At 70.9% G+C, this 25072-nt stretch carries 24 protein-coding genes, 1 pseudogene and 1 riboswitch; of the genes and pseudogenes, 11 read left to right on the forward strand and 14 right to left on the reverse strand.

Annotated elements, in window-relative coordinates; genetic code table 11:
* Positions 1-33 precede the first annotated feature (33 nt).
* From BLW57_RS12955 to BLW57_RS12975, 5 genes are all read right to left on the reverse strand, one after another.
* Positions 34-1806, reverse strand: coding sequence for an ABC transporter substrate-binding protein (locus tag BLW57_RS12955; protein ID WP_093474535.1), 1773 nt, complete (start codon positions 1804-1806; stop codon positions 34-36).
* Positions 1807-1840: 34 nt separating this feature from the next.
* On the reverse strand, positions 1841-2839 hold the full coding sequence (locus tag BLW57_RS12960) for an ABC transporter permease (RefSeq protein WP_093474537.1): 999 nt from the start codon (positions 2837-2839) through the stop codon (positions 1841-1843).
* Between the two features lie 351 nt (positions 2840-3190).
* Positions 3191-3976, reverse strand: coding sequence for an enhanced serine sensitivity protein SseB C-terminal domain-containing protein (locus BLW57_RS12965; protein WP_256339471.1), 786 nt, complete (start codon positions 3974-3976; stop codon positions 3191-3193).
* A 210-nt stretch (positions 3977-4186) separates the two neighbouring features.
* Positions 4187-4978: an enhanced serine sensitivity protein SseB gene (locus BLW57_RS12970; protein ID WP_093474541.1), complete on the reverse strand. Its 792-nt coding sequence runs from the start codon at positions 4976-4978 to the stop codon at positions 4187-4189.
* Positions 4979-5044: 66 nt separating this feature from the next.
* Positions 5045-5713, reverse strand: a complete 669-nt coding sequence (locus BLW57_RS12975) for an AAA family ATPase (protein WP_093474542.1) — start codon at positions 5711-5713, stop codon at positions 5045-5047.
* A gap of 168 nt (positions 5714-5881) precedes the next feature.
* A riboswitch (glycine riboswitch) is annotated at positions 5882-5979 on the forward strand.
* Positions 5980-6137: 158 nt separating this feature from the next.
* On the opposite strand from BLW57_RS12975, the gene gcvT reads away from it, so the two are divergent.
* The 7 genes and pseudogenes from gcvT (at position 6138) to BLW57_RS13010 (ending at position 13080) form a co-directional block, all read left to right on the forward strand.
* Positions 6138-7256, forward strand: a complete 1119-nt coding sequence (gene gcvT / locus BLW57_RS12980) for a glycine cleavage system aminomethyltransferase GcvT (RefSeq protein ID WP_093474544.1) — start codon at positions 6138-6140, stop codon at positions 7254-7256.
* A 116-nt stretch (positions 7257-7372) separates the two neighbouring features.
* Entirely contained in the window at positions 7373-7750 is a 378-nt protein-coding gene (gene gcvH / locus BLW57_RS12985; protein WP_073889733.1) for a glycine cleavage system protein GcvH, read from the forward strand.
* A 14-nt stretch (positions 7751-7764) separates the two neighbouring features.
* Positions 7765-9027, forward strand: a complete 1263-nt coding sequence (gene glyA / locus BLW57_RS12990) for a serine hydroxymethyltransferase (RefSeq protein ID WP_093474545.1) — start codon at positions 7765-7767, stop codon at positions 9025-9027.
* Positions 9028-9090: 63 nt separating this feature from the next.
* Positions 9091-10458, forward strand: coding sequence for an L-serine ammonia-lyase (locus tag BLW57_RS12995; RefSeq protein WP_093474547.1), 1368 nt, complete (start codon positions 9091-9093; stop codon positions 10456-10458).
* 21 nt (positions 10459-10479) lie between these two features.
* Positions 10480-11349, forward strand: a pseudogene (locus BLW57_RS13000) (asparaginase); the annotation flags it as partial.
* A gap of 105 nt (positions 11350-11454) precedes the next feature.
* Positions 11455-12486: a phosphatidylinositol-specific phospholipase C domain-containing protein gene (locus tag BLW57_RS13005; protein WP_176985564.1), complete on the forward strand. Its 1032-nt coding sequence runs from the start codon at positions 11455-11457 to the stop codon at positions 12484-12486.
* 36 nt (positions 12487-12522) lie between these two features.
* Positions 12523-13080 (forward strand): glycoside hydrolase family 25 protein, encoded by a 558-nt coding sequence (locus BLW57_RS13010; protein WP_093474548.1) that lies wholly within the window; start codon positions 12523-12525, stop codon positions 13078-13080.
* A gap of 31 nt (positions 13081-13111) precedes the next feature.
* Here BLW57_RS13010 and BLW57_RS13015 read toward each other — a convergent pair whose 3' ends face one another.
* Positions 13112-13867 carry a helix-turn-helix domain-containing protein gene (locus BLW57_RS13015; RefSeq protein ID WP_093474550.1) on the reverse strand — a complete coding sequence of 252 codons (756 nt, stop codon included), beginning with the start codon at positions 13865-13867 and terminating at the stop codon, positions 13112-13114.
* A 246-nt stretch (positions 13868-14113) separates the two neighbouring features.
* Between BLW57_RS13015 and BLW57_RS13020 the strand changes: the two genes are divergently transcribed.
* The 3 genes from BLW57_RS13020 to BLW57_RS13030 are packed head-to-tail and all read left to right on the forward strand — an operon-like array spanning position 14114 to position 16601.
* Positions 14114-14785 (forward strand): DUF4097 family beta strand repeat-containing protein, encoded by a 672-nt coding sequence (locus BLW57_RS13020; protein ID WP_093471352.1) that lies wholly within the window; start codon positions 14114-14116, stop codon positions 14783-14785.
* A gap of 29 nt (positions 14786-14814) precedes the next feature.
* Complete coding sequence (locus tag BLW57_RS13025; RefSeq protein ID WP_093474551.1) at positions 14815-15786, forward strand: ATP-binding cassette domain-containing protein; 972 nt, start codon at positions 14815-14817, stop codon at positions 15784-15786.
* Positions 15783-16601, forward strand: coding sequence for an ABC transporter permease (locus BLW57_RS13030; protein ID WP_093474553.1), 819 nt, complete (start codon positions 15783-15785; stop codon positions 16599-16601). The genes BLW57_RS13025 and BLW57_RS13030 overlap by 4 nt, the downstream gene beginning before the upstream one ends.
* A gap of 116 nt (positions 16602-16717) precedes the next feature.
* Here the strand turns inward: BLW57_RS13030 and BLW57_RS13035 are convergent, their stop codons facing one another.
* Both BLW57_RS13035 and BLW57_RS13040 read right to left on the reverse strand, forming a co-directional pair.
* The gene (locus BLW57_RS13035; RefSeq protein ID WP_093474554.1) at positions 16718-17380 is read right to left on the reverse strand and encodes an NADPH-dependent F420 reductase; all 663 of its coding nucleotides are present in this window, start codon (positions 17378-17380) and stop codon (positions 16718-16720) included.
* A 188-nt stretch (positions 17381-17568) separates the two neighbouring features.
* Positions 17569-17781, reverse strand: coding sequence for an EF-hand domain-containing protein (locus BLW57_RS13040; protein WP_093474555.1), 213 nt, complete (start codon positions 17779-17781; stop codon positions 17569-17571).
* Positions 17782-17939: 158 nt separating this feature from the next.
* Here BLW57_RS13040 and BLW57_RS13045 point away from each other — a divergent pair, with 158 nt between their 5' ends.
* Positions 17940-18608, forward strand: a complete 669-nt coding sequence (locus tag BLW57_RS13045) for a GNAT family N-acetyltransferase (RefSeq protein ID WP_093474557.1) — start codon at positions 17940-17942, stop codon at positions 18606-18608.
* On the opposite strand, the gene BLW57_RS13050 is transcribed toward BLW57_RS13045, so the two are convergent.
* From BLW57_RS13050 to BLW57_RS13075, 6 genes are all read right to left on the reverse strand, one after another.
* Positions 18575-19762, reverse strand: a complete 1188-nt coding sequence (locus BLW57_RS13050; protein ID WP_093474558.1) for a YncE family protein — start codon at positions 19760-19762, stop codon at positions 18575-18577. The genes BLW57_RS13045 and BLW57_RS13050 overlap by 34 nt on opposite strands.
* Complete coding sequence (locus BLW57_RS13055; RefSeq protein ID WP_093474560.1) at positions 19762-20580, reverse strand: polysaccharide deacetylase family protein; 819 nt, start codon at positions 20578-20580, stop codon at positions 19762-19764. Before BLW57_RS13055 ends, BLW57_RS13050 begins: the two co-directional genes overlap by 1 nt.
* A gap of 100 nt (positions 20581-20680) precedes the next feature.
* Entirely contained in the window at positions 20681-21184 is a 504-nt protein-coding gene (locus BLW57_RS13060) for an ATP-binding protein (protein ID WP_055710475.1), read from the reverse strand.
* A gap of 298 nt (positions 21185-21482) precedes the next feature.
* The gene (locus tag BLW57_RS13065; RefSeq protein ID WP_093474563.1) at positions 21483-22250 is read right to left on the reverse strand and encodes an enoyl-CoA hydratase/isomerase family protein; all 768 of its coding nucleotides are present in this window, start codon (positions 22248-22250) and stop codon (positions 21483-21485) included.
* Positions 22251-22330: 80 nt separating this feature from the next.
* Positions 22331-23563, reverse strand: coding sequence for a L,D-transpeptidase (locus BLW57_RS13070; RefSeq protein ID WP_371127855.1), 1233 nt, complete (start codon positions 23561-23563; stop codon positions 22331-22333).
* 158 nt (positions 23564-23721) lie between these two features.
* Positions 23722-24945 carry a L,D-transpeptidase gene (locus BLW57_RS13075; RefSeq protein WP_093474566.1) on the reverse strand — a complete coding sequence of 408 codons (1224 nt, stop codon included), beginning with the start codon at positions 24943-24945 and terminating at the stop codon, positions 23722-23724.
* Positions 24946-25072: the final 127 nt, after the last annotated feature.

Consider the following 25072-nt stretch of genomic DNA (forward strand, 5'->3'; position numbering starts at 1 on the left):
GGCACCAATGCCTTCACCTGCCTTCCGGGGCTGCTACTTCGACGCGACGCCGATGTTGAGGTAGTCGTACTGACCGCTGAAGGCCGCCGTGGAAACCAGGTTGGTGTAGTTCTGCGGGCGGGCCAGCAGGACCTTGAAGTAGGTCAGCGGGACGAGGACGGCATCGTCCATGGTCTTCTTGTCGATCTGCGTGTAGAGGCTGTTGCGCGCGGCGTCGTCCTGGGTGCCGATCGCCTTGCCGAGCAGAGCGTTGACGTCCTTGTTGTCGTACTGCGACAGGTTGGTGTTACCGGACTGGCTGATCGCCTTGCCGTTCAGGATCTGCTGCAGGAAGCCGTAGCCGGAGGGCCAGTCGGCACCCCACTGCATCATCTCCAGGCCGATGTTCTGCTTCTTGGTGAACTTCGGCACACCCGCGTAGTCGGTGAAGTACTTGCCCGACGGGAACTGCTTCAGGCTGGCGTTGATGCCGACCTTCTTCAGCGAGTTGATGATCGCCGTGGCGGCGTCGATCTCCTGCGGACGGTCCGAGCGGGCCGAGATGTTCGTCGAGATCGACGACTTGCCGCAGGCCTTGAGCTGCTCCTTGGCCTTGGCGACGTCGCCCTTGTTGCCGGGGGTCGCGTAGGCGTCGGCCTTCTCGTAGCCCGGGATGTCCGGAGGCAGGACCGTGGAGGCGATGTCACCGCGGATCGGGCCGCCCTCGGCGGTCTGCACCGAGACCTTGTCGATCGCGAACTGCACGGCCTTGCGGCACTCGACCTTGTCGAACGGCTTCACCGTGGTGTTGATCGCCATGTAGACCAGGCGGCCACCGTAGGTGTTGTCGGTGTTGGCCTTCTTGTCCGCGTCGGTGAGCACCTTGGCCTGCGTGGAGGCCTGGACACCCGTACCGGCCAGGTCGATCGCGTCGCCGGCGAGGACGTCCTGGTCGATGGTCTCCGGGTTGACCTTCAGCTTGACGACGATCTTCTCCGGCAGCTGCTTGCGCAGCGGGTCGGTCTTCGCGTCCCACTTGTCGTTGCGCACGAGCACGGCCTGCTTGCCGTCCTCGTAGCTCTGGAACTTGTAGGAGCCGGAGGACACGATGCTCTTGACGTAGTCGACGCCCTTGTCCTTCGCCTGGGGCACCGGAGCCGTCTGCGGGGCTGCGACCAGGTAGTCGAACTCCTGGAAGGCCTGCTTCAGGTGGAAGACGATCGTGGTGTCGTCCGGCGTCTCGATGGAGGACAGGCCCTTGCCGCTCTTGTCCTTGTAGGGGCCCTTGTACTTGTCGCCGTCGGCCATGAACTGCTGGAAGTAGTTCGGGCCGAGGGAGAGCACGTCACGCGCGAAGTTCGAGCGCTCGACGGCGTACTTGACGTCCTTCGACGTGATCGCCGTGCCGTCCTCGTACTTCAGGCCCGCACGCAGCTTGTACGTCCAGGTCTTGCCGCCGTCGCTCGGGACACCCTTGCTCGCCGCGAGGTCCGGGACGAGGGTGTTGCCCTTCTCGCCCGCGCCGGGCTGGAACGTCATCAGCGGGCGGGCGTACAGCCGGCTGAGGTTGTACATGTACGCGTAGTACGTGTTGCCCGGGTCGAACGAGTCCGGGACGTCGGACAGCTCGTAGGTGAGCGTCCCGCCCTTCTTGTCGGAGGCGTTGACGACGTCCTTGGTCGCGGCGTTGGCCCCGGCCGACTTGGTGCCGTTCTCGTTCTTGTTGTCATCGGCCTTGCTGCAACCTGCAAGAAGCAGGCTGACGGAGCCGATGGCCGCGATCGCGGCCAGCGCTGACCTTCGCATGATGGGCGCTTTCCCCTCCATTGTTGGAAACTTTTCGGGCTCTCCGCCGCCGGCGTCAGCGGCTGCGTGGGTCGAGAGCATCGCGGAGACCGTCACCCAGCAGGTTGAAGGCCAGGACGGTCACGAAGATGGCGAGACCGGGAACGATCATGTACTGCGGGTCGACCTGGTAGTACGTGACCGCTTCGCGGAGCATGCCGCCCCAGGACGCCTGCGGGGGCTGGATGCCGACGCCGAGGAAGCTCAGGGACGCCTCGAAGAGGATGTTGGTCGGGATGAGCAGCGTCGAGTAGACGATGATCGGGCCGACCAGGTTGGGCATCAGCTCCCGGAACAGGATGTACGGGGCCTTGGCACCCATGCCGCGGGAGGCGTCGACGAACTCGCGCTCCCGCAGGGCGAGGGTCTGCCCGCGGACGATCCGGCCCAGGTAGGGCCAGTTGAAGAAGCCGATGACGAAGATGAGCACGCTCAGGTGGAGCGGGAGCCCGTTGAGGCCGAACGCGCCGCCCTGCAGGGTCGCGGAGATGGCGATGGCGAACAGCAGGAGGGGGAAGGCCAGGAACGTGTCCATCAGCCGGCTGATCACGTTGTCGACGCGGCCGCCGTAGTAGCCGGCGATGACACCCATGATCGCGCCGATCACGTTGGACAGGATGGTGGCGCCGAAGGCGACCACCAGCGACACCCAGGAGCCCTCCAGGACGCGGGTGGCGATGTCACGGCCGAACTTGGGGTCCACGCCGAGCGGGTGGTCCGCGCTCATGCCGCCCCAACTGCCCTTGGGCAGCGAGGTGTCCGGGGTGATCAGGTCCTGGTTGAAGGCGTTGGGGTCGAGCCCCAGGGCGGCCTGGAGGGGGCGCGAGAGGATCGCGAGGAGGATCAGCAGGATCACGATGATGCCGCCGGCGACGGCGACCTTGTCCTTCTTGAACCGGGTCCAGGCGATCTGACCCAGAGAACGACCCTCGATCTGCCCCTTACCGGCACCCGCGAGCACAGCCTCCGGCTGTGCCTCGGCTGCCGCCCCGGTGGTCTCGATCGGTGCGGTCACGGTGAGCGACCCCTCTCGCCGGTGGTGACCGGCCTGCGCCTGCCGCGGATTGCGGCTTTGTCGACTTGCCATCGATCACGAGGTCTCGACCTCGCGTCTGAGTCGCGAGTCTTCAGCGTGGCCGCGATCACCCGCCAGATGTGGCGGCGAAAGTATGCGCAACCGTGATGCAGTGCGGGGGATTCCGTTATCCGAACAGTGGGTAACGGCTCTCGGACGCGGGCCAGTTGTGGCGGAACGGGGAATTTGCGCGATTTGGGGCGTACGGCTGATGTCTACGCGCGCAGAAGCACTCGGTCCGCGCAAATCCTGCGTTCCGGCGCCAAGGAGCGGGGTGCCGCGACGAGTTGATCAGTAGCCACCGTGCACCGGCGGATAGCCGTATCCCGCGGCCGGCGCCTGCGGCTGCGGAGCGGCCTGCAGCTGGGGCTGGGGCGGGGCCGCGTGGGCCTCGCGGTCGTAGAACGGGCGCGCGTTGGCCCGCATCCACATCACCACCGGGTCGTACTCGTCGGTCATCGCGACCGTCGACACCGGCAGCCCCTCCGGGACCGCCCCGACGGACTGCTGCATCATCCCGCGGACCGAGTCGACCGCGGCGGGCGAGGTGTCGTACACGTCCAGGCCGAGGGCGAGGTACGGCGCCCCGAGCGCCGGCTGCACCCAGGCGCGGCGCAGGGAGCGCAGGGCCGGGGTGCGGTGGGCGTTCTGCGCGAGCAGGGCGTAGAACTGCGGGATCTCGATGGTGGGTTCGGCGAGCCGGAGCGGGCCGGCGGGCTGCCGGTCCAGTCCGGTGGCGAGACGGCGCAGGTCCAGCCAGGGGATGCCGACGCCGCCGCCCCGGGCGTGCGGGTTGAGCCAGAGGCCGTAGTGGTCGGGGTAGAGGGTGCGGGCCACGTCGAGCCCGTCGACCACTTCGTACGAGCGGTTCCAGCCGCTGGCCGACAGCTCCTGGGCGGAGGTGACACAGGGGGCGTAGTGGAAGCCGTCGACCTCCATGTCCCCGTACTGGGCGTCCGGGGAGCCGGCCTGGCCGTGCCACAGGAGCATCCAGATCTGGCCGGAGGAGGGGGTGGCGAGGGCGCGGAGCAGGGCCTCGTAGGCGTCGTAGCGTCCGGGCGTGACCTGGCGCAGCATGTTTTCCACGCTGCCGCTTGGGCTCGCGCTCACCTGTCTTACCGCCCCTCCGATTGTTCCCCGCGTGTGGGGACAGCTTAAGCGCCCAGGAGCCCGGGGCCTCGTGTTCGTGCGCGGGTGCGGATAGGTGGTGGGTCCACGCGCCCCGCGGCGGCGGCGCCCGCCGGACGCGGCCGCGCGCTCCCGGGGTCGCCCGCGCCCGCGTCGGGTCTAGTGACCGTACTGGTGGAAGGGGCGGACGTGGGTCTTCAGCCAGTCGGCGACCGGGTCCTGGGCGACGTCCAGGAGGACGAGGTTGACCGGCCACTTGACCGGGACTTTGCCGAGGGCCCGGCCCAGGGCCTCCAGCGGCAGCGCGCGCAGGTCGCCGTCCCACTGGGAGAGTTCGACGCCCACGAACATCACCGGGTCGGCCGTCTCGATCGCGGCGAGGCAGCGGCGGGCGGTGAGCACCACGCCGGTCTGCGCGAACTCGGCGGAGGCGGCGGCGAGGAAGTCGACCGGGTCGTCCTGCCAGTCGGGCTCGAAGAGCCGGACCCGGCCGCCGGTGCCGAGCCCGTCGAGCGGGGTGCGGCCGGCCCGGCACAGCTCGGCGACCGCCTCGGGCGGCAGCGGCACGCCGACCACGCCTCCCGGGTTCACGACCAGGCCCGCCTGCGGGGGCAGGCCCTGGGCGAACTCCACGGCGGGGGCGATGGTGAACGACATGTGAGAGCCGGCCACCTGGCGCAGCTGCTCCTCGGAGCTGAACACCGGGACGTACACCTGGCCGTCGATCTCGGTGGTGGGCAGGTCGAGCGGGCCGCTGTCCGGGCCTCCGCCGTTGGGCAGGGGGATCCACAGGAAGCTCCGGCCGAGGACCTCGACGATCCGGCCGCCGGCCGCGGGTATGCCGAGGGATGCCGAGAGCACCTCCTCCAGTTCGTTGCCCGGCCAGCCGCCGTGCGGGTGGGGGTGCGCCTGTGCCGGGAAGTCCGCGCTGATGTCCGCCGGGAAGTCCATCTGCCTACCGCCTGCTGGGAACCACTGCTGTGAGCTAGAAGGCTAGCGGGTGGCTGTGACAGCGCCTCACCGAGTGAAGCCCACGCGGCTGAGGACGTCCGCCGCGTCCCGGTCCAGCAGCACCGCCGAACCGCAGCCGGCGGGCAGCTCCCCCTTCTCCACGGCGCACAGCAGGCGCTCGGCCGTACGGCGGTGGCGGCGGAAGGCGTAGCGGGACACGCCCCGGCCGCGCTCGCGCTGGCCCGCCCTGGCCGTGCCGGGCGGGACGTCGAGGAGGAGCAGGTGCAGGGTGCCGCCGCGGCGCCGGGCCTCGCGGGCCAGCCAGGCGCGCACCCACGGCTGGGTGCCGCAGTCGTGCACGACGACGCCCTCGCCGGTGCGCAGGGCCCTGCGCAGGCCGGTGTAGTGGGCGAGGCGGACCAGCGGGCGGTAGAGCGCGTACGGGAGCGCGCGCGGGACCTTGGTGTCCCAGCGGTCTCGGGTGTCCTGGGAGTCGATGCGGTGGCCGGTGACCGTGCGGTGCATGAGGGTGGACTTGCCGCTGCCGGGCAGGCCGGTGATCACCACCAGGTCGGCCGGCCCGAAGAGCAGGGCGTGCGGGCTGCGGCCCGCGCGGTCGCGCAGGTCGCGGACGACCGGGACGGAGCGGGCCGCCGCGCGCTCACGGGCCGGCGCGGAAGGCTGCTTCGGCACCGCGATGCCGGTGGTGGCGGCGTAGGCCGAGGTCCTGTTCACCGTGATCGTCCTCCCCTGTGGGTTCGGTAACCCCCTTGCCCGCTAAATGTAAAGAGAAGGTAATGCGGTTGGGTGCGCGTACTGCCACAGGTCGGTTACAGAATGCGGGCCCTGACGGGTGGGGGCGCGGCGTGCAATGATGAGCCCGCCAACTGCATACCGGCCGTTTGAATCCGCGCGGGAGAGTCCCCGGCAGTCTTCACCGGGGCGCCGAAGGAGCAAGTCCCTCCCTTGAATCTCTCAGGCCCCGTTACCGCGCGGGCGAGGCACATCTGAAAAGCGGGCCGCTGTGACAGCGGCCCCACCCACGGTGCAAGCCGTGATCGTCCCTGTGGCGGTCGTGGCGAACCTCTCAGGTTCCGATGACAGATGGGGAGGAACGTTCCTCGCCCGTCCCATTCCTGTCCTGGGAGACGACCGACCGATGAGCAGCACTGAACCCCGTCTCACCGCGCTCGATGCCGTGCATCGCTCGCTCGGTGCGACGATGACCGACTTCGCCGGCTGGGACATGCCCCTGCGCTACGGCTCCGAGCGCGACGAGCACCTCGCCGTGCGGACCAGGGCCGGCCTCTTCGACCTCTCCCACATGGGCGAGATCACCGTGTCCGGCGCCGATGCGGCCGCCCTGCTGAACCACGCCCTGGTCGGCAACATCGCCTCGGTCGGTGTCGGCCGCGCCCGCTACACCATGATCTGCCAGGCCGACGGCGGCATCCTGGACGACCTGATCGTCTACCGGCTCGCCGAGACCGAGTACATGGTCGTGGCCAACGCCTCGAACGCGCAGGTGGTGCTGGACGCGCTCACCGAGCGTGCCGCCGGCTTCGACGCCGAGGTCCGCGACGACCGGGACGCCTACGCGCTGATCGCCGTCCAGGGCCCGGAGTCCCCCGGCATCCTGAAGTCGCTCACCGACGCCGACCTGGACGGCCTGAAGTACTACGCCGGCCTGCCCGGCACGGTCGCCGGCGTGCCCGCGCTGATCGCCCGCACCGGTTACACCGGCGAGGACGGCTTCGAGCTGTTCGTGAAGCCGGAGCACGCGGTCGAGCTGTGGCAGGCGCTGACCGAGGCCGGCGAGGGCGCCGGTCTGGTGCCGTGCGGTCTGTCCTGCCGGGACACCCTGCGCCTGGAGGCGGGCATGCCGCTGTACGGGCACGAGCTGACCACCTCCCTTACCCCCTTCGACGCCGGGCTCGGCCGCGTGGTCAAGTTCGAGAAGGAGGGCGACTTCGTCGGGCGCGAGGCGCTCGCCGCGGCCGCCGAGCGCGCCTCCGCCGAGCCGCCCCGGGTCCTGGTCGGCCTGATCGCCGAGGGCCGCCGGGTGCCGCGCGCCGGGTACCCCGTCGTCGCGGACGGCCAGGTGATCGGCGAGGTCACCTCCGGCGCCCCCTCCCCCACCCTGGGCAAGCCGATCGCCATGGCCTACGTCGACGCCGCGCACGCGGCGCCGGGCAGCGCGGGCGTGGGCGTGGACATCCGGGGCAGCCACGAGCCGTACGAGGTCGTGGCGCTGCCCTTCTACAAGCGCCAGAAGTAGACACTGGGCGGCGGAACGCACCGGTCGCACGACCCGCGCGTCCTCCGCCTGCCCGCGAACCGTCCCAGCGGTACCCCATTCACCAGCACTCCCGCGCGTACAGGAGAATTCAGGCCATGAGCAACCCCCAGCAGCTGCGCTACAGCAAGGAGCACGAGTGGCTGTCGGCCGCCGAGGACGGCGTCTCGACGGTCGGCATCACCGAGTTCGCGGCCAACGCGCTCGGCGATGTGGTCTACGCCCAGCTCCCCGAGGTCGGCTCCACCGTGGAGGCGGGCGAGACCTGCGGTGAGCTGGAGTCGACGAAGTCGGTCTCCGACCTGTACTCGCCGGTGACCGGCGAGATCACCGAGATCAACGAGGACGTCGTCAACGACCCGTCGCTGGTCAACTCCGCCCCCTTCGAGGGCGGCTGGCTGTTCAAGGTCCGCATCTCGGACGAGCCGGCCGACCTGCTCTCCGCCGACGAGTACGCCGCCCACACCGCCGGCTGAGGAGTCGTAGCCCGATGACCGTCCTGAACACGCCCCTGCACGAGCTGGACCCGGAGATCGCCGCCGCGGTCGACGCCGAGCTCGGCCGCCAGCAGTCCACCCTGGAGATGATCGCCTCCGAGAACTTCGCGCCGCTCGCGGTGATGGAGGCCCAGGGCTCGGTCCTCACCAACAAGTACGCCGAGGGCTACCCGGGCCGCCGCTACTACGGCGGCTGCGAGCACGTCGACGTCGCCGAGCAGATCGCCATCGACCGGATCAAGGAGCTGTTCGGCGCCGAGTACGCGAACGTCCAGCCCCACTCCGGCGCCTCCGCCAACCAGGCGGCCCTGTTCGCGCTGGCCCAGCCCGGGGACACGATCCTCGGCCTGGACCTGGCGCACGGCGGCCACCTGACCCACGGCATGCGGCTGAACTTCTCCGGCAAGCAGTTCAACGTGGTCGCGTACCACGTGGACGACTCCGGCCTGGTCGACATGGCCGAGGTCGAGCGGCTCGCCAAGGAGCACCGCCCGAAGGTGATCATCGCGGGCTGGTCGGCGTACCCGCGGCAGCTGGACTTCGCCGAGTTCCGCCGGATCGCCGACGAGGTCGAGGCGTACCTGTGGGTCGACATGGCCCACTTCGCGGGTCTGGTCGCCGCCGGTCTGCACCCGAACCCGGTCGAGCACGCGGACGTGGTCACCTCCACGACGCACAAGACCCTCGGCGGTCCGCGCGGCGGCATCATCCTCGCCAAGAAGGACTTCGCCAAGAAGCTGAACTCGTCCGTCTTCCCGGGCTTCCAGGGCGGTCCCCTGGAGCACGTGATCGCGGCGAAGGCGGTCTCCTTCAAGGTCGCCGCCTCGGAGGAGTTCAAGGAGCGCCAGCGTCGTACGGTGGAGGGTGCCCGCATCCTCGCCGAGCGCCTGACGGCGCCCGACGCCCGCGAGGCCGGCGTGAACGTGCTCTCCGGCGGCACGGACGTGCACCTGATCCTGGTGGATCTGCGTGAGTCCGAGCTGGACGGGCAGCAGGCCGAGGACCGTCTCCACGAGGTCGGCATCACGGTCAACCGCAACGCCGTCCCGAACGACCCTCGGCCCCCGATGGTCACCTCGGGTCTGCGGATCGGCACGCCCGCCCTCGCCACCCGCGGCTTCACGGCCGAGGACTTCGCCGAGGTCGCGGACGTGATCGCCGAGGCGCTGAAGCCGTCGTACGACGCCGAGGCCCTCAAGGCGCGCGTGCAGGCGCTCGCCGACAAGCACCCGCTGTACGCGGGCCTGAACAAGTAGTCCCCGGTGGGGCACCCGCCAGGGGTGCCCCACCACCCGCTGCAGCTTTTCTGAGGAGTGACCGTGGCCATCTCGGTCTTCGACCTGTTCTCGATCGGCATCGGCCCGTCCAGCTCCCACACGGTCGGCCCGATGCGTGCGGCGCGGATGTTCGCCCGCCGCCTGCGCAACGAAGGGCTGCTGGAGAAAGTGGCCGCGGTCCGCACCGAGCTGTACGGCTCGCTGGGTGCGACCGGACACGGCCACGGCACCCCGAAGGCCGTCCTGCTCGGCCTGGCCGGCGACTCGCCGCGCACGGTGGACGTCGAGACGGCGGACGCGCGCGTGGAGGCGATCAAGTCCGAGGGCCGGATCGCCCTGCTGGGCGAGCACGAGATCGCCTTCGACTTCGACCGCGATCTCGTACTGCACCGCCGCAAGGCCCTGCCGTACCACGCCAACGGCATGACGGTCTGGGCGTTCGACGCCTCGGGCGACGAGCTGCTGTCCAAGACGTACTACTCGGTCGGCGGCGGCTTCGTCGTGGACGAGGACGCGGTCGGCGCGGACCGCATCAAGCTGGACGACACGGTCCTGAAGTACCCCTTCCGCACGGGCGACGAGCTGCTGCGCCTGACGAAGGAGACCGGCCTGTCGATCTCCTCGCTGATGCTGGAGAACGAGCGGGCCTGGCGCACCGAGGACGAGATCCGGGCGGGTCTGCTGGAGATATGGCGTGTCATGCGCGAGTGCGTCCAGCGCGGCATGTCCCGCGAGGGCATCCTGCCCGGCGGTCTGAAGGTCCGCCGCCGCGCCGCCGTCTCGGCCCGCCAGCTGCGCGCCGAGGGCGACCCGCTGGCGCACGCCATGGAGTGGATCACGCTCTACGCGATGGCGGTGAACGAGGAGAACGCGGCGGGCGGCCGGGTCGTCACCGCCCCCACGAACGGCGCGGCGGGGATCATCCCGGCGGTCCTGCACTACTACATGAACTTCGTGCCCGGAGCCGACGAGGACGGCGTGGTCCGCTTCCTGCTCGCCGCCGGCGCGATCGGCATGCTGTTCAAGGAGAACGCCTCCATCTCCGGCGCCGAGGTCGGCTGCCAGGGCGAGGTCGGCTCCGCCTGCTCGATGGCGGCCGGCGCGCTGGCCGAGGTCCTGGGCGGCTCGCCGGAGCAGGTCGAGAACGCCGCCGAGATCGGCATGGAGCACAACCTGGGCCTGACCTGCGACCCGGTCGGTGGCCTGGTGCAGATCCCCTGCATCGAGCGCAACGGCATGGCCGCGGTGAAGGCGGTCACGGCCGCGAAGATGGCGATGCGCGGCGACGGCTCCCACAAGGTGTCCCTGGACAAGGTCATCAAGACCATGAAGGAGACCGGCGCGGACATGTCCGTGAAGTACAAGGAGACGGCGCGGGGCGGGCTCGCGGTGAACATCATCGAGTGCTGACGGGCGCGGGCCGAGGGGCGGACCGTGCTCGCCCTCGGTGAGCCGGACCGCCCGATGTTCCCCCGCTCCGCCAACAAGCCGCTCCAGGTGCTCGGCATGCTGCGCGCCGGGCTCGCCCTGGACGGCGAGCTGCTGGCGCTGGCCTGCGCCAGCCATTCCGGCGAGACCTTCCACCTCGACGGCGTGCGCCGGATCCTGAAGGGCGCCGGGCTCGGCACCGGCGCCCTGCGCTGCACGCCCGGGCTGCCCATCGGCGAGGCCGCGCTGCGCGCCCACCTCGCGGCCGGCGGCACCCCCGCGCCGCTCACGATGAACTGCTCGGGCAAGCACGCCGCGATGCTCGCCACCTGTGTCGTCAACGGCTGGGACACGGCGGCCTATCTCGACCCGCGGCATCCGCTGCAGCGCGCCCTGCGGGAGACCGTCGAGGACCTGGCCGGCGAGAAGGTCGCCGCGACCGGGGTCGACGGCTGCGGGGCACCCCTGTTCGCGCTCGGCTACCGGGGCCTGGCGCGCGCGTTCGCCCGGCTGGCGACGAGCCCGCCCGGGTCCCCGGAGCGGCGCGTCGCACGGGCGATGGGCGGGCATCCCGAGTACGTCGGCGGGACCGGCCGGGACGTGACCCGGCTGCTGCGGGCGCTGCCCGGTGCGGTCGCGAAGGACGGCGCGGAGGGCGTCTACGCGATGGCGCTCCCCGACGGCTCGGCCGTCGCCCTGAAGATCGCCGACGGCTCCGGCAGGGCCCGCCCGGTCGTCCTGGTCGCCGCGCTGCGCAGGCTCGGCGTCCCGGTGGACGACGGCGGGACCCTCGCGGAACTGGCCACCGCACCCGTCCTCGGTCACGGCGAACCGGTCGGCGAGGTGCGCGCCGCGCGGATCCTGCGCGGCTGACCGGACCGCGGCCCCGAGGGCCGATGTCCCTCCTGGGGCTACCGCACGGTAACCGATGACCCCTACGCTGCCGTCGACTCGACCACAGCGAAGGGGAGTTGACGCATGCGCGGCATCAGACGACCGGCGGCGCTCGTGGGCGCCGCCGCCTTACTGGCGGTGGCACCGGGCCACGCCCACGCGGCGTCGCCGAAGTTCTCCGAGACGACGGCGATCGGCACGCACAACGCGTACGACAAGGCCAAGTACACGTACTTCGCACAGGCGTTGGACTCGGGCGCCTCGCTGCTGGAACTGGACGTGTACGTGGACAGCATCACCCACCGGTGGCGGGTCAGCCACAGCAACCCGTTCGGGAACAACAACAACTGCGAGGCGGCGAAGTCCCCGGACGAGCTGTACGGCAAGAGCCGCAACCAGGATCTCGGCAGCTGCCTCGACAACATCGCGGCCTGGAACCGGCTGCACCCCGACCACCCGCCGATCGTGTTCAAGGTCGAGATGAAGGTCGGCTTCAACGACCGGGCGGGGCTGGGCCCGGACGAATTCGACCGGCTCGTCTCGCAGAAGCTCGGCGGCAGCGTGTACAAGCCCGCCGACCTGCTGGGCGGGACCTACGGCACGCTGGACGCCGCCGCCCGGGCGGACGCCTGGCCCACCCGCGACTCCCTGCGGGGGAAGTTCCTCTTCGAGCTGATCCCGGGCACGGTCGAGCAGGCGAACCCCTTCGACCACTACTGGACGGACGAGGAGTACGGCGACCATCTGCGGGACCTGTCCGGGGCCGGGCAGCTCGGGCAGGCCCAGGCCTTCCCGGCCGTGCTCGGCGCCGAGAACGGCGACCCGCGCGCCGGCCGCTACGACGCGTCGATCCGGCCGTGGTTCGTGTTATTCGACGGTGACGCGGCGACCTACGTCAACAACGCCTACGACACGTCGTTCTACGCCGCGAACCACTACATCCTGATCACGACGGGCGCCGACGGCGTGTCCCCGGCGATCTCCTCGACCAGTCCCACGGACGCGGAAGTCGCCTCCCGGCTGGCCCTGTTGGCCAAGAACCACGCGAGCCTGATCACCTCCGACTGGTCGGCGAAGCCCGCGTCGGTCCTGGGGGCGGTCGCGAACCGAGGCTGAGGTTCCGGATGCGGCCGCAGGGGGCACAACTCCTGCATGCTCCACGGCATCGACGTCAGCGCCTACCAGGCCTCCGCGTACGACACGGACGGTCTCTCCTTCGTCTTCATCAAGGCGACGGAGGGCCGTTCCTACGTCAATCCCCGGCTCACCGCCCAGACGAAGACCGCCCGAGACGCCGGACTGCTCGTCGGCTTCTACCACTTCCTGTGGCCGGGCAGCCTCACCGACCAGGCCGAGTACTTCCTCCGCCACGCCCCCGACCGCCCGGGGGACCTCCTCGCCGTCGACTGGGAGACGACCGGCGAGGGCACGCACGCGAGCAACGCGGAGAAGGACCGCTTCATCCGCAAGCTGAAGGAACTGCGGCCGGACAACCGGGTCGTGCTGTACGCGAACCGGGACTTCTGGCTGAACATCGACACGACCTCGTACGCGGGCGACGGCCTGTGGATCGCGGACTACGTCACCGCCGGCAAGCCCCGCATCAAGGCCAAGTGGCGGTTCCACCAGTACACCAGCGAACCGCACGACAAGGACGTGGCGAACTTCGCGAGCAGGGCGGCGCTCAGGGAGTGGGCCGCCGACGCGTGACTCCGCCTCCGCCGGGTGCGGGGCCGCGCGGCTAGCCGTGCTCCGCAGAGATCCCGCTGGTGCCGTCCGGCGCCCCGCCGGGCTTCGTGTGGAGGATCTCGCGGGCCTGCTCCGCGGCGCGGGCGATGCTCTCGGAGACGAAGTCCACGAAGCGGGCGATGTTCTCCAGTCGGGTGGCGGCGGGGGTGCCGGGGCCGAGGACACCGACGCCCTGCCGTGCGGTCTCGCCGAGGTGGGCGGTGGCGCGGGCGCTGGCCATCGTCGACTGGTACATGACGTCGTCGTCCACGACGTAGCGCTCGCGACGGCGTTCGTCGCGCTCCCGGCGGACGAGGCCCTGGCTCTCCAGGAAGGCGATCGCCTTGGAGACGGTCGCCGGGCTGACCTGGAGGCGCTGGACGAGTTCGGACGCGGTGAGGGTGCCCGCGTCGGTGGTGTAGAGGCAGACCAGCACACGGGCCGTCATCCGGGGCAGGCCCGACCCCATGAAGACGGCGGTGAGCAGCTCCTCGTAGGCACGGACGGCCTCGGCGTCCCGACCGTGCGGCTGCGCGGTGGTGCCGGGGTCCCGCGGGGCGGTCTGCCCGCGGCGCCGGGCGCGTCGTTCGGTGGCCCGGTGGGCGAGGTCGGCGCGGTAGCCGGTGGGTCCGCCGTTGCGCATGACCTCGCGTGTGACGGTCGAGGTCGGGCGGTCCAGGCGCCTGGCGATCTCCGCGTAGGCGAGGCCGTCGGCCAGTCCCAGCGCGATCCGCTGACGTTCCTGCTGGGTGAGCCTGCCTCCCGGCATCGCGGCCTCCTTCGTGGTGCGTGACGTCCGCACTATAGCGTTCACCTTCACTCCATTGCAACGATGGCGCGTCAGCGCTGTTGCGTTAGATTCCCAGCCGTTGCAACGATTTCCCTGCATCACCCTGCAAGTAAAGGGATTTGAGGCAACAAGTCTGTTGCCCACTAGATGAATGCAACGTAGCGTTTCCGGTGTCAGAAACGGCGGGCCGCAGGGGCCCGCACCTGAAGACCGAGGAGTCTCGCCATGCCGAAGTTCGCCACCCCCGCCCCCGTGACCGCCCACCTCGACATCCCCGCCGGACGCATCCAGCTCATCGCCGCCGACCGCGCCGACACCACCGTCGAGATCCTGCCCGCCGACCCCTCCAAGGGCCGCGACGTGAAGGCCGCCGAGCGGATCGACGTCAGCTACGACGCCGGCGTCCTGCGCATCACCGCCCGCGAGCCCGCACACCGCGTCCTCGGCAACCCCGGATCCGTCGAGGTCACCGTCCAACTCCCCGCCGGCTCCCACCTCCACGCCACCGCCGCCCTCGCCGAACTCCGCGGCGTCGGACGCCTCGGCCACGTCACCCTCGACGCCGCACAGGCCACCGTCAAACTCGACGAGACCGACGAAGCCCGCCTCACCCTCAAGGCCGGCGACATCACCCTCGGCCGCCTGGCCGGCCCCGCCGACATCAGCACCCAGAAAGGCGACCTGACCGTCACCGAGGCCCACCGCGGCACCCTCACCCTGCGCACCCAGCACGGCCGGATCTGCGTCGGCGCCGCCCGCGGCACCTCCGCCACCCTCGACGCAGGCACCGCCTACGGCCGCATCCACAACGCACTCGCCAACACCGACGGCGCCACCGCCGGCCTCACCATCCACGCGTCCACCGGCTACGGCGACATCGACGCCCGCAGCCTGTAGACCCGCGACCAGCATCAGGGGGCACTCTCATGACCGACTCGGCCATCGCGGCGCACGAACTGCGCAAGTCCTACGGCGACAAGACCGTCCTCGACGGTGTCGACCTGGCCGTCCCACAGGGAACGATCTTCTCCCTGCTCGGCCCGAACGGCGCCGGCAAGACGACCGTCGTCAAGATCCTCTCCACCCTCGTCTCCCCCGGCCCCGGCTCCGGCCCGATCCGGGTCGCCGGCCACGACCTCGCCAGGGACCCGCGGGCCGTGCGCGCCGCGATCGGCGTCACCGGGCAGTTCTCCGCCGTCGACGGCCTGATCACCGGCGAGGAGAACATGCTCCTCATGGCGGACCTGCACCACCTCTCCCGCCGCGAGGGACGACGGGTCGCCGCCGAACTGCTGGAGCGCTTCGACCTCGGCGAGGCCGCGAGGAAGCCGGCCGCCACCTACTCCGGCGGTATGAAGCGCCGCCTCGACATCGCCATGACCCTGGTCGGCGCCCCGCGGGTCATCTTCCTCGACGAGCCGACCACGGGGCTCGACCCGCGCTCCCGGCACACCATGTGGCAGATCATCCGCGAACTCGTCACGGGCGGTGTCACCGTCTTCCTCACCACCCAGTACCTGGAGGAGGCCGACGAGCTCGCCGACCGGATCGCCGTGCTGCACGACGGCGGGATCGCCGCCGAGGGCACGGCCGAGGAGCTGAAGCGGCTGGTTCCCGGCGGACACGTGCGGCTGCGTTTCACCGACCCGGCCGTGTACCGGAGCGCCGTCTCCGCCCTGGGCGAGGCCGTCCGGGACGACGAGGCCCTCGCGCTGCAGGTCCCGGGCGACGGCGGCCAGCGGGCACTGCGTTCCCTCCTCGACCGGCTGGACACGGTCGGCGTCGAGGCCGACGAACTGACCGTGCACACCCCCGACCTCGACGACGTCTTCTTCGCCCTGACCGGCGGCGCAGGCATCCCCGACCAGCCGAACCAGTCCAAGGAGTCCGTCCGATGAGCGCATCCCTGGCCCCCGCCCGCCCGAACGGTTTCTCCCTCGCCGTACGCGACTGCGTCACGATGCTGCGCCGCAACCTCCTGCACGCCCGGCGCTACCCGTCGCTCACCCTGAACCTGCTGCTGACCCCGATCATGCTGCTGCTGCTCTTCGTCTACGTCTTCGGCGACACCATGAGCGCGGGCATCGGCGGCGGCAGACCGGACCGCTCCGCCTACATCGCCTACATCGTCCCGGGGCTGCTGCTGATGACCATCGGCAGCACCGTGGTCGGGACCGCGGTGTCCGTCTCCACCGACATGACCGAGGGCATCATCGCCCGCTTCCGGACGATGGCGATCCACCGCGGTTCGGTGCTCGTCGGGCACGTCGTGGGCAGCGTGCTCCAGTCGGTCCTGAGCGTGGTCCTCGTCGGCGCCGTCGCCGTGGCCATCGGCTTCCGCTCCACCGACGCCACCGTGCTGGAGTGGCTCGCGGCGTTCGGACTGCTCGTGCTCTTCGCCACGGCGCTCACCTGGATCGCCGTCGGCATGGGGCTCGTCAGCCCGAACGCCGAGGCCGCCGGCAACAACGCGATGCCGCTGATCCTGCTGCCGCTGCTGTCCAGCGCCTTCGTCCCCGTCGACGCGATGCCGGGCTGGTTCCGGCCGATCGCCGAGTACCAGCCGTTCACGCCCGCCATCGAGACCCTGCGCGGTCTGCTGCTCGGCACCGGGATCGGTCACCACGGCTGGCTCGCCGTCGCCTGGTGCGTGGGCCTCGCGGTGCTCGGGTACTTCTGGTCGACCGCGAGGTTCGACCGCGATTCGAAGTAGCCGCGGTGAGAGCGCGGGCCGGCTCCCGCGACCCGCACCCGAGGGGGGCGGCGCACGTCGACACCCCGTCGACGCGCGCCGCCCCCTTCCCGTGCGGGAGACGAACCGCGTGCGGGTCAGCCGCGGAAGTCCGCCGGGCGTTCCGGAGAGGCCTCCGCGAGGGCCTTGCGGACCGCGGCCACGTCCCCGCGCAGCCCGTACACCGGGGTGCCCGGCTGCTGGCGCCAGGAGTCGTCGATGCCGCCCGCGTCGACCGTGTCGAAGCCGAGCTCGTCGATCAGGGCCCGGACCCTGGCCTTGGCCGGCTCGTCGTCGCCGGCGACCGGGAGGGCCATGCGGCCGGGATCGCCCGCCGGGCGGGGGCGGTCCAGGATGTCCTGGGCGAAGGTGCCGTTGAAGGCCTTGATCACCGGGCGGCCCAGGTGGCGTTCGGTCCAGCGGCTCTCGGTGAGGCCCTCGTCCTCGATGCCGGCGATCCGGCCGTCGCGCTGCTGCGGGTAGTAGTTGCCGGTGTCGATCACCGCGGCGCCCTCGGCCGCGCCGGCAAGCAGGCCGGCGGGCAGGTCCGGTACGGCCTTCAGGGGAACGGTGACGACGACGACCTCGGCACCCTCGGCCGCCTCTTCGGCGCGGACCGCGGTGGCGCCGGTCTCCTCGGCCAGTTCCTTGAGCGTCTCGGGTCCGCGGGAGTTGGCCACGAGGACGTCGTGACCGAGGGCGGTGAGCCGCCGGGTGAGGTTGCCGCCGATGTTGCCCGCGCCGATGATGCCGATCTTCATGACATGCCCTCCGGGTATCGATGCACACGCATACGTCCGACCGGCGTCAACTCCGGCGGGGCGGGGGTGTATTCCGCGGCCCCGGCAATCGGGTGAGGGGGCCGGAACAGCGCGGAGGGGGTGCCCCTCCCGCTGCTCGCGGGACGGGCACCCCCTCCGGGGCACGCCAGGGTTCCGGCGGACCGGGACTACTTGTTCAGGTAGGCCCAGAACTCGTCGAACGACAGGACCTTGTCGCCGTTCAGGTCGCGGGTGCCGATGATGCTCTCGGCCACCGTCTCGGTGACGTTCCAGTCACCACCCTGCGCCAGGGCGGACTTGAACTCGGCCGCGGTGATGAACCCGTCACCGTCCGCGTCGATCCGCTGGAACTCCTTGCGTGCTTCTTCGATGTCCGCCACCGATCCGCCCCTTTTGGTCGTGTTTCTCGTGCCGTGCTGGCGTACTGACGCAGGTCAGATTAACGGCCCGGCCGGACGCGCAGTGCCTCGGCCACCCACCCGGGCTCCGCGCCTGCGAGTCTGGGCCGTCCAGTGGGCCGAGACCGAAGGAGCGGGCCTTGGAGACCTTGCGGGACATTCTCGACGCGGCGGCGCGCGGCGCCTTCCCGCCGGCGGACGGCCGGACGACGGTCGTACCGCAGCCCTCGGAGCGGGACGCAGGGGTGATCGCGTTCACCGGGCACTCGGTCGTGTTCACCGACGAGGACCCTCGCTGGGTGCGCGGGACGCTGCGCGCGGCCGAGTGCGGGAGCGACGCCCTGGCCGCAGCGATGAGCCCCCGTTTCCTGACCGCGCTGCTGGACCGGACGGGCCGCCTCACCGACACCGTGGACGTCCTGCTGGTGGGTGCCCCGCTGTCGGGGACTCCCGGGATCCCCCTGCGCGCGCTCGACGACCCGGCCCACCCCCGGGTGCGTAGCTCGCGCCGGCGTCGCGACGCGGTCCGGGTGTGGACCGCGGACGGCGGGCTGCTGGTGCTGGGGCGAGGGGTCGCGGGCCGGCTGGAGGTGGCCGTGGAGGTGGCGGAGGAGCACCGGCACCGGGGGCTGGGGCGGGCGCTGGTGACGGCGGCCCGGCAGTTGGCCGGGGAGCCGGTGTGGGCCCAGGTGGCGGCGGGGAACGCCCGCAGCATGCGGGCGTTCCAGGCGTCCGGGTACCGGCCGGTGGGCTCGGAGGCGCTGCTGCGGCCGGGTCAGCGGAAGATGCCGGTGTGCCCGAGCGAGTAGCGGCCCGGCTGGGGGTAGACGGCGAGGCCGTGCGGGCCGCTGCCGACCTTGATGCGGGCGAGTTCCGCGCCGGTGCTGGTGTCGATGGCGTAGACCTCGGCGTTGTAGCGGCCGGACAGCCACAGGACCTTGCCGTCGGCGGAGACCCCGCCCATGTCGGGGCTGCCGCCGCCGGGCAGGCGCCACTTCTTGGTGAGGCGGTTGCGGGTGAAGTCGAAGAGGGAGATCGTGCCCTCGCCGCGGTTGGAGATGTACATCTCGCGGGAGTCCCGGCTGACGTACAGGCCGTGGGTGCCCTTGCCGGTGGCGAGGAACCGGGGCCTGGTGAACTTGTCGCCGTCGAGGATCCACAGGCCGTTGGCCATCATGTCGGCGATGTAGAACAGCTTGCCGTCCGGGGAGATCTTCACGTCCTGCGGCATCGCGCCCTGGAACGGCAGTTTCTCCTGCGCGACCACCTTCATGGCCGCGGTGTCGACCTTGAGGATCTCGCCGCTGAACTCGCAGGAGACGATGAAGTAGCGGCCGTCGACCGAGAAGTCGGCGTGGTTGACGCCGTAGCAGCTGACCGGGACGGCCTTGACGACCTTCATCGTGTGGGCGTCGCGGAAGACGAGTTCGCGGTCCATGGAGGCCATGACGACGGCGTACTTGCCGTCGGGGGTGAAGTAGAGGTTGTACGGGTCGTGCACCTCGACCGGCTTGCCCGCCCGGCCGGTGCGCGGGTCGATGGGGGTGAGGCTGTTGCCGAGGTCGTTGTTGACCCAGAGGGTCTTCAGGTCCCAGGACGGTACGACGTGCTGGGGCTGGTGCCCGACGGGGATGGTCTCGATCACCCGGTAGGTCTTCGGGTCGATGACGGTGACCGTGTCGGACTGGGTGTTGGGGACGTACACCCGGGAGGGGAAGTCCTTGACCACGGGCGAGAGCCGGTTCGGCCGGTCGGCGGCGTAGACGTCGGTCGGGTCCTCCACCGGCGGCATGCCGGGCAGTACGTTCACCTGGGGCTGCTTGGCCCGCGGCTGGACCGGCGCCTTGCTGGCGGGGGCCGCGTTCTCGGGGGGCTCCTGCCCGCCGCCGCACGCCGAGAGCAGCGTCAGGGCGGTGAGGGCGGCGCCGGCGGCCAGCAGGCGGGCGGCTTTCGTGGTTCTCATCAGCTCAGCAGCTCCGTGGTGGTGACCGCGCGCAGTCCGCGGCGGTCGAGTTCGTGGAGGACGTCGGGCAGGGCGGCGACCGTGTCCGGATAGCCGAAGTGCAGGCTCACCACGGACCCGTTGGTCACGTCGGCGAGGACCTTGCGGGTGACGGCGGCGGCGCCGGGGCGGGTGTAGTCGAGCGAGTCGACGTCGTACGACAGCACGTGCGGGTAGCCGGCGGCGCGGGCCAGCCCGGCGACGAGCGGTGAGGCGGTGGGCGCGCGCGAGGGGCGGAACCAGGTGCCGATGGAGCCGGTGAGCCGCCGGAGCCGGTCGGCGCAGTCGGTGATCTCCTTGCGCGCCGACGCCTGTGACATGGCGTTGACGGAGACGTGGCGCTGGGTGTGGTTGCCGAGGTCGTGGCCGCCGTCGAGGATGCGGCGGGCGACGTCCGGGTGCTCGTCCAGCCAGGTGCCGACGGCGAGCACGGTGAGGCGGGCGCCGCGCTTCTCGGCTGTGCTCAGCAGGGAGTGGGCGAGGGCGGGGTCGCCCTGGCCGTGGAAGGTGAGGGCGACCTGGGGGCGGGTGCGCGGGCCGTGGGTGATCTGGGCCGGCTGTCCGGGGTAGGCCCGGGGTGCGGGCGCAGTCCGGGCGGTGGCCGCCGGCCGGCCGGACACGGAGGCGTCGGGCGGGGACAGGGGGGTGGACGCGTCGGCCGGCGTGGTGGCCTGGGCGGCCCGTCCGGAGCCGCAGCCGGCGGCCAGCGTGCCGCCGGTGACGAGCCCGGCGCCCGCGCGCAGCACCTCGCGTCGGTTGGTCGTGGTCACCCGCACCATTTAAGGGGTGAAGAGTAAGAAAACCGCCGATTAGCCGGTTCGGGGTGTTATCGGGTCGCGGGGTGCGTACGCGACGCGGGCATGATCCAAACGGCAGGCCCTAGCGGTCGGCGACCCGCATCTCGAACCAGGTGGTCTTGCCGCGCGGCAGCAGGTCCACGCCCCACCGGTCGGAGAGTTTGTCGACGAGGAACAGTCCGCGGCCGCTGACGTCCATCTCCTGAACGGGCATCAGGCAGGGCAGCCCGCGGGAGGGATCGCGGACCTCCACGCGGATCCAGCCGGGGCGGCGGCGCATGCGCAGACCGAAGACGCGTGCACCGGTGTGCCGTACGGCGTTGCCGACGAGTTCCGACACGAGCAGGACGGCGTCCTCGGTGAGCTTCGGGGTCAGCCGCCAGGTGCGCAGGACGACGACCTGGGCGAGCCGGCGGGCGGTGGCGGCGGACTCCGGGCGGGACGGCAGCGGTACTTCCGCCTCCGTCGGGTTGCCGAACAGTTCGAGCGCCTTGAGCGCCTGTTCGTCCTCGACCGCAGGCGACCATCGTGCCGCGGCCGCACGGCTGTGTCCCCGCGGCTGTTCGATGCCCTCCAGCCCCGCCATGCCCCCATGATGGCCGCCCGGAGCCGTCTTGGGGGCCGTTCCGGAGGAATACGCCCCCCGTACGCCCCTGCCGTGCGCTCGGCGAGCGGCATATGCCGAGGGCATGCCGACATCCGGTACATCCCGGTTGACCTGCGACGACGGGCCACTTGCGGGCAATCGCCGGAACGCCCCGACAAGACAGGCTTAAGGTTGCCTTAAGGCTTCCATAAACCGCCCCATCGGGGGACCCGGGTAAGACGCCGTGTCAATTGCAAGGGTTCCGGGACGAGTTACGGAGAAGTTCACCCCGTGGGCGTCACAGGAACTTGGCCTTGCCCGGCCCTTCCTCGACGAAGCTGCGCATGCCCCGCTCGCGGTCCTCGGTGGCGAACAGACCCGCGAACCAGTTCCGTTCGACGGCGAGGCCGGTGTCGAGGTCGGTCTCCAGGCCGGTGTCGACGGACTCCTTGGCGGCGCGCAGCGCGATCGCCGGACCCTGGGCGAGCTTCGCGGCCCAGGCGTGCGCCTGCTCGTACACCTCGGCGGCCGGCACGACACGGTCGACCAGGCCGATCGTGAGGGCCTCGTCCGCCTTGACCTGACGGCCCGTGAAAATGAGGTCCTTGGCCCTGGACGGTCCGACCAGCCGGGGCAGCCGCTGGGTGCCGCCGGCGCCCGGGATCAGGCCGAGCAGGATCTCGGGCTGGCCGAGCTTGGCGTTGTCGGCGGCGATGCGGTAGTCGGCGCACAGGGCGAGCTCGCAGCCGCCGCCGAGCGCGTACCCGGTGATCGCCGCGACGACCGGCTTGGGGATGCGGGCCACGGCGGTGAAGGAGTCCTGCAGGGCGCGGGCACGCCGGACCATCCCGGCGTGGTCCATGTTCTGCATCTCCTTGATGTCCGCGCCCGCCGCGAACACCCGCTCGCCGCCGTAGATCACCACGGCGCGCACGTCGTCGCGGCGCGTGGCCTCCTCGGCGAGTTCCTTCAGCCGGTCCTGCGTGGCGATGTCCAGCGCGTTCATCGGGGGCCGGTCCAGGCGCAGGGTTCCGACGCCTTCGGCGACTTCGAGAGAGACGGTCATGGTGAGCAGGTTAACGGGGACTAACGGGAACGGGCCCGGTGCCGTTCCTCACAGCACCGGGCCCGTTCGTCGGGCGGGGTTCACTTCTTCCAGTCGGCCCAGGACATGTTCCAGCCGTTGAGGCCGTTGGCCGGGTCCACCGTGCGGTCGTGGGACTTCTTCACCACCACCACGTCGCCGACGATGGAGTGGTTGAAGAACCACGCCGCCGGGACGCCCTTGTCGTAGCCGCCGCGCACGTCGCGCAGGCCCACGCACCCGTGGCTGGCGTTGTAGTTGCCGAAGGCGCCGCCGCCCCAGTAGTTGCCGTGGATGAAGGTGCCGGAGGTGGTGAGGCGGATGGCGTGCGGCACGTCCTTGATGTCGTACTCGCCGCCGTAGCCGACGGTCTCGCCGTTCATCCGGGTGACGGCGAGCTTCTCGCTCATGACCATCTGGCCGTTCCAGGTCTCGTAGCCGGGCTTGCCCGTGGTGACCGGGATGGTCTTGATGACCTTGCCGTCCTGGGTGACCTTCATCGTGTGCTTCTTCGCGTCCACGACGGAGACCTGGTTGCGGCCGATGGTGAACTTCACGGTCTTGTGCTGTTCGCCGTAGACGCCGTCGCGGCCCTCGACGCCGTCCAGGTCGAGGTCGACGGTGACCTTGGTGCCGGACTTCCAGTAGTTCTCGGGACGGAAGTCCAGGCGGTCGTTGCCGAACCAGTGGCCCTCGACGTCGACGGCCGGCTCGGTCTTGATGCGGATCGCCTTCTCCACGGCGTCCGGGCTGGTGATGCCCCGCGTGAAACGTATGGAGAACGGCATGCCCACACCGACGGTGGAACCGTCCTCGGGGGTGAAGTAACCGGTGAAGGTGTTCTTCGGGGTCAGCGTGGTGAAACTGGAGTCCTCGGCGGCCGCGCGGCCCTCGGAGTCCTTCGCGACCGCGTGCACCGTGTACTTGGTGCCGGCGGCCAGATGGGTCGACGGCGTCCACGAGGCGCCGCCGCCGGATATGACGCCGTCGATCTTCGCGCCCTTGGCGTCCTTGACGGTCACCTCGGTCAGCTTGCCCTTGGCGACGGCCACCTTGAGGGCGCCGCTCGTGTCGACGCCCGTGGCACCGGACTTGGGCACGATGCTGACGGCGGCCGTGGACTGCTTGCCCTGCTGGGTCGCGCCCTTGTCCTTGCCGTCCCCCGGCCCCGCCTTGTCGTCACCGCCCCCGCCGCACGCGGCGAGCGTCAGCACGAGAGCGCCGGCCACCATCACCAGTCCCCTACGACCTCGCCGCTCCGCCACCGACGCCCCCGAAACAGGCCGCACGTTCAACTCGCACTCCCCCTCGCCGGACCTGGCCAGGTCCGCTCCCCACCACACTGGTGCGCGCATATTAACCGCCTGGTCATGAGGCGGGTGTCAGGCGTATGTCACCGTTCCGTCGCAACTTCCGCCTGACCCCCTCGCCCCGAACCCGGCCCCTCACCCGGTTACTTCACCGCGCTGCCCGCTTTCCACACCTTCCAGGTCATGTTCCACCCGCCGAGCCCGTTGTCGGGTGAGACGGTTTTGTCCTTGCTGTGCACCACCTCGACGACGTCACCGACGAGACTGCGGTCGAAGAACCAGCCCGCCGGGGTGTCCGAACTGCCGCCCTTGACATCCATCAACCCCACGCAGCCGTGGCTGACGTTGACCTGGCCGGGAGCGTCCGGGGCCCAGTAGTTGCCGTGCAGGAAGGTGCCGGAGTCGGTCAGCTTCATGGCGTGCGGGACGTCGGGGATGTCGTACTCGCCGCCGAAGCCCACCGTCTGGCTGTTCATGCGGGTGACCTCCAGCATGTCCATCACCACCATCTTCCCGTTGTACGTCGGGTGCTTGGGGGCGCCCGCCGTGATCGGGACCGTGGCGAGGAGCTGCCCGTCGCGCCGTACGTCCATGGTGTGCTTGGCGGCGTCGACCAAGGAGACCTGGCTGCGGCCGACGGTGAACGAGAACGTCTTGTCCTGCAGCCCGTAGGCGCCGCGCGCGCCTTCGACGTCCCGCAGGTCCAGGTCGACGGTGACCTCGGTGCCGGGCTTCCAGTAGCGCTCGGGGCGGAAGTCCAGACGGTCCTTGCCGAACCAGTGCGGGCGGATCTCGACGGGGGGCCGCGCGCTGACGTGGACGGCGCGCTCGACGGCGGCACGGTCGGTGATCTCCCGGCTGAAGGCGAGGGAGACGATCATCCCGGTGCCGACCACGGAGCGGTTCTCCGGGGTGACGTAGCCGATGAACCGCTGGTCGGGGACGTAGGTGGTGAAGGTGGTGTGCCGGGCCGAGCGGCGGCCCCGGGAGTCGAGCGCGACCACGTCGACGGTGTACTTGGCGGCGAGCGCCAGCTTGGCCTCCTCGGGCTGCCAGGTCAGGCCGTCGCCGCTGATACGGCCGGGGACCGGGGTGTCCTGCGCGTCCTGCGACCGGACGACGGTCACCTTCTCCAGGCGTCCGCCCGGCACCCGCACCCGCAGCCGGCTGTCGGGCCGTACGGCCTTGCTGCCGTCGTCCGGGGTGACACGGATGACGTCCTCGGGAGCCGGGGGTTTGCCCAGCGATCCGCCGATACCCAGCGGGCCCGAGCCGTCCGCCGAGCAGCCTGCCGTCAGCCCTGTCCACATCACTGCCGCGGCCAGCGCGGCCAGCGCGCGCCGCGCGCGTCCTTGTACGTGCCTCACGCGGGACTCAACGACGGCGCACGCTCCGGGGAAACGTGAGTGCGACCCAAGCATTGGGCAGAACAGAGGGAAGGACGACACGTTGGGGAGCCGCCGCGCCCGCGCCGGAGCCGTCGGGGCGCAGCCG

Source organism: Streptomyces sp. 1222.5 (genome assembly GCF_900105245.1).
Classification (GTDB): domain Bacteria; phylum Actinomycetota; class Actinomycetes; order Streptomycetales; family Streptomycetaceae; genus Streptomyces; species Streptomyces albidocamelliae.

Coding starts and splice junctions, on each gene's coding strand:
- BLW57_RS12955 (WP_093474535.1), bottom strand. CDS start 1,806: ATGGAGGGGAAAGCGCCCATCATGCGAAGGTCAGCGCTGGCCGCGATC.
- BLW57_RS12965 (WP_256339471.1), bottom strand. CDS start 3,976: ATGCTGCGCCAGGTCACGCCCGGACGCTACGACGCCTACGAGGCCCTG.
- BLW57_RS12970 (WP_093474541.1), bottom strand. CDS start 4,978: ATGGACTTCCCGGCGGACATCAGCGCGGACTTCCCGGCACAGGCGCAC.
- gcvT (WP_093474544.1), top strand. CDS start 6,138: ATGAGCAGCACTGAACCCCGTCTCACCGCGCTCGATGCCGTGCATCGC.
- gcvH (WP_073889733.1), top strand. CDS start 7,373: ATGAGCAACCCCCAGCAGCTGCGCTACAGCAAGGAGCACGAGTGGCTG.
- glyA (WP_093474545.1), top strand. CDS start 7,765: ATGACCGTCCTGAACACGCCCCTGCACGAGCTGGACCCGGAGATCGCC.
- BLW57_RS13005 (WP_176985564.1), top strand. CDS start 11,455: ATGCGCGGCATCAGACGACCGGCGGCGCTCGTGGGCGCCGCCGCCTTA.
- BLW57_RS13010 (WP_093474548.1), top strand. CDS start 12,523: ATGCTCCACGGCATCGACGTCAGCGCCTACCAGGCCTCCGCGTACGAC.
- BLW57_RS13015 (WP_093474550.1), bottom strand. CDS start 13,867: ATGCCGGGAGGCAGGCTCACCCAGCAGGAACGTCAGCGGATCGCGCTG.
- BLW57_RS13020 (WP_093471352.1), top strand. CDS start 14,114: ATGCCGAAGTTCGCCACCCCCGCCCCCGTGACCGCCCACCTCGACATC.
- BLW57_RS13025 (WP_093474551.1), top strand. CDS start 14,815: ATGACCGACTCGGCCATCGCGGCGCACGAACTGCGCAAGTCCTACGGC.
- BLW57_RS13030 (WP_093474553.1), top strand. CDS start 15,783: ATGAGCGCATCCCTGGCCCCCGCCCGCCCGAACGGTTTCTCCCTCGCC.
- BLW57_RS13035 (WP_093474554.1), bottom strand. CDS start 17,380: ATGAAGATCGGCATCATCGGCGCGGGCAACATCGGCGGCAACCTCACC.
- BLW57_RS13050 (WP_093474558.1), bottom strand. CDS start 19,762: ATGAGAACCACGAAAGCCGCCCGCCTGCTGGCCGCCGGCGCCGCCCTC.
- BLW57_RS13055 (WP_093474560.1), bottom strand. CDS start 20,580: ATGGTGCGGGTGACCACGACCAACCGACGCGAGGTGCTGCGCGCGGGC.
- BLW57_RS13060 (WP_055710475.1), bottom strand. CDS start 21,184: ATGGCGGGGCTGGAGGGCATCGAACAGCCGCGGGGACACAGCCGTGCG.
- BLW57_RS13065 (WP_093474563.1), bottom strand. CDS start 22,250: ATGACCGTCTCTCTCGAAGTCGCCGAAGGCGTCGGAACCCTGCGCCTG.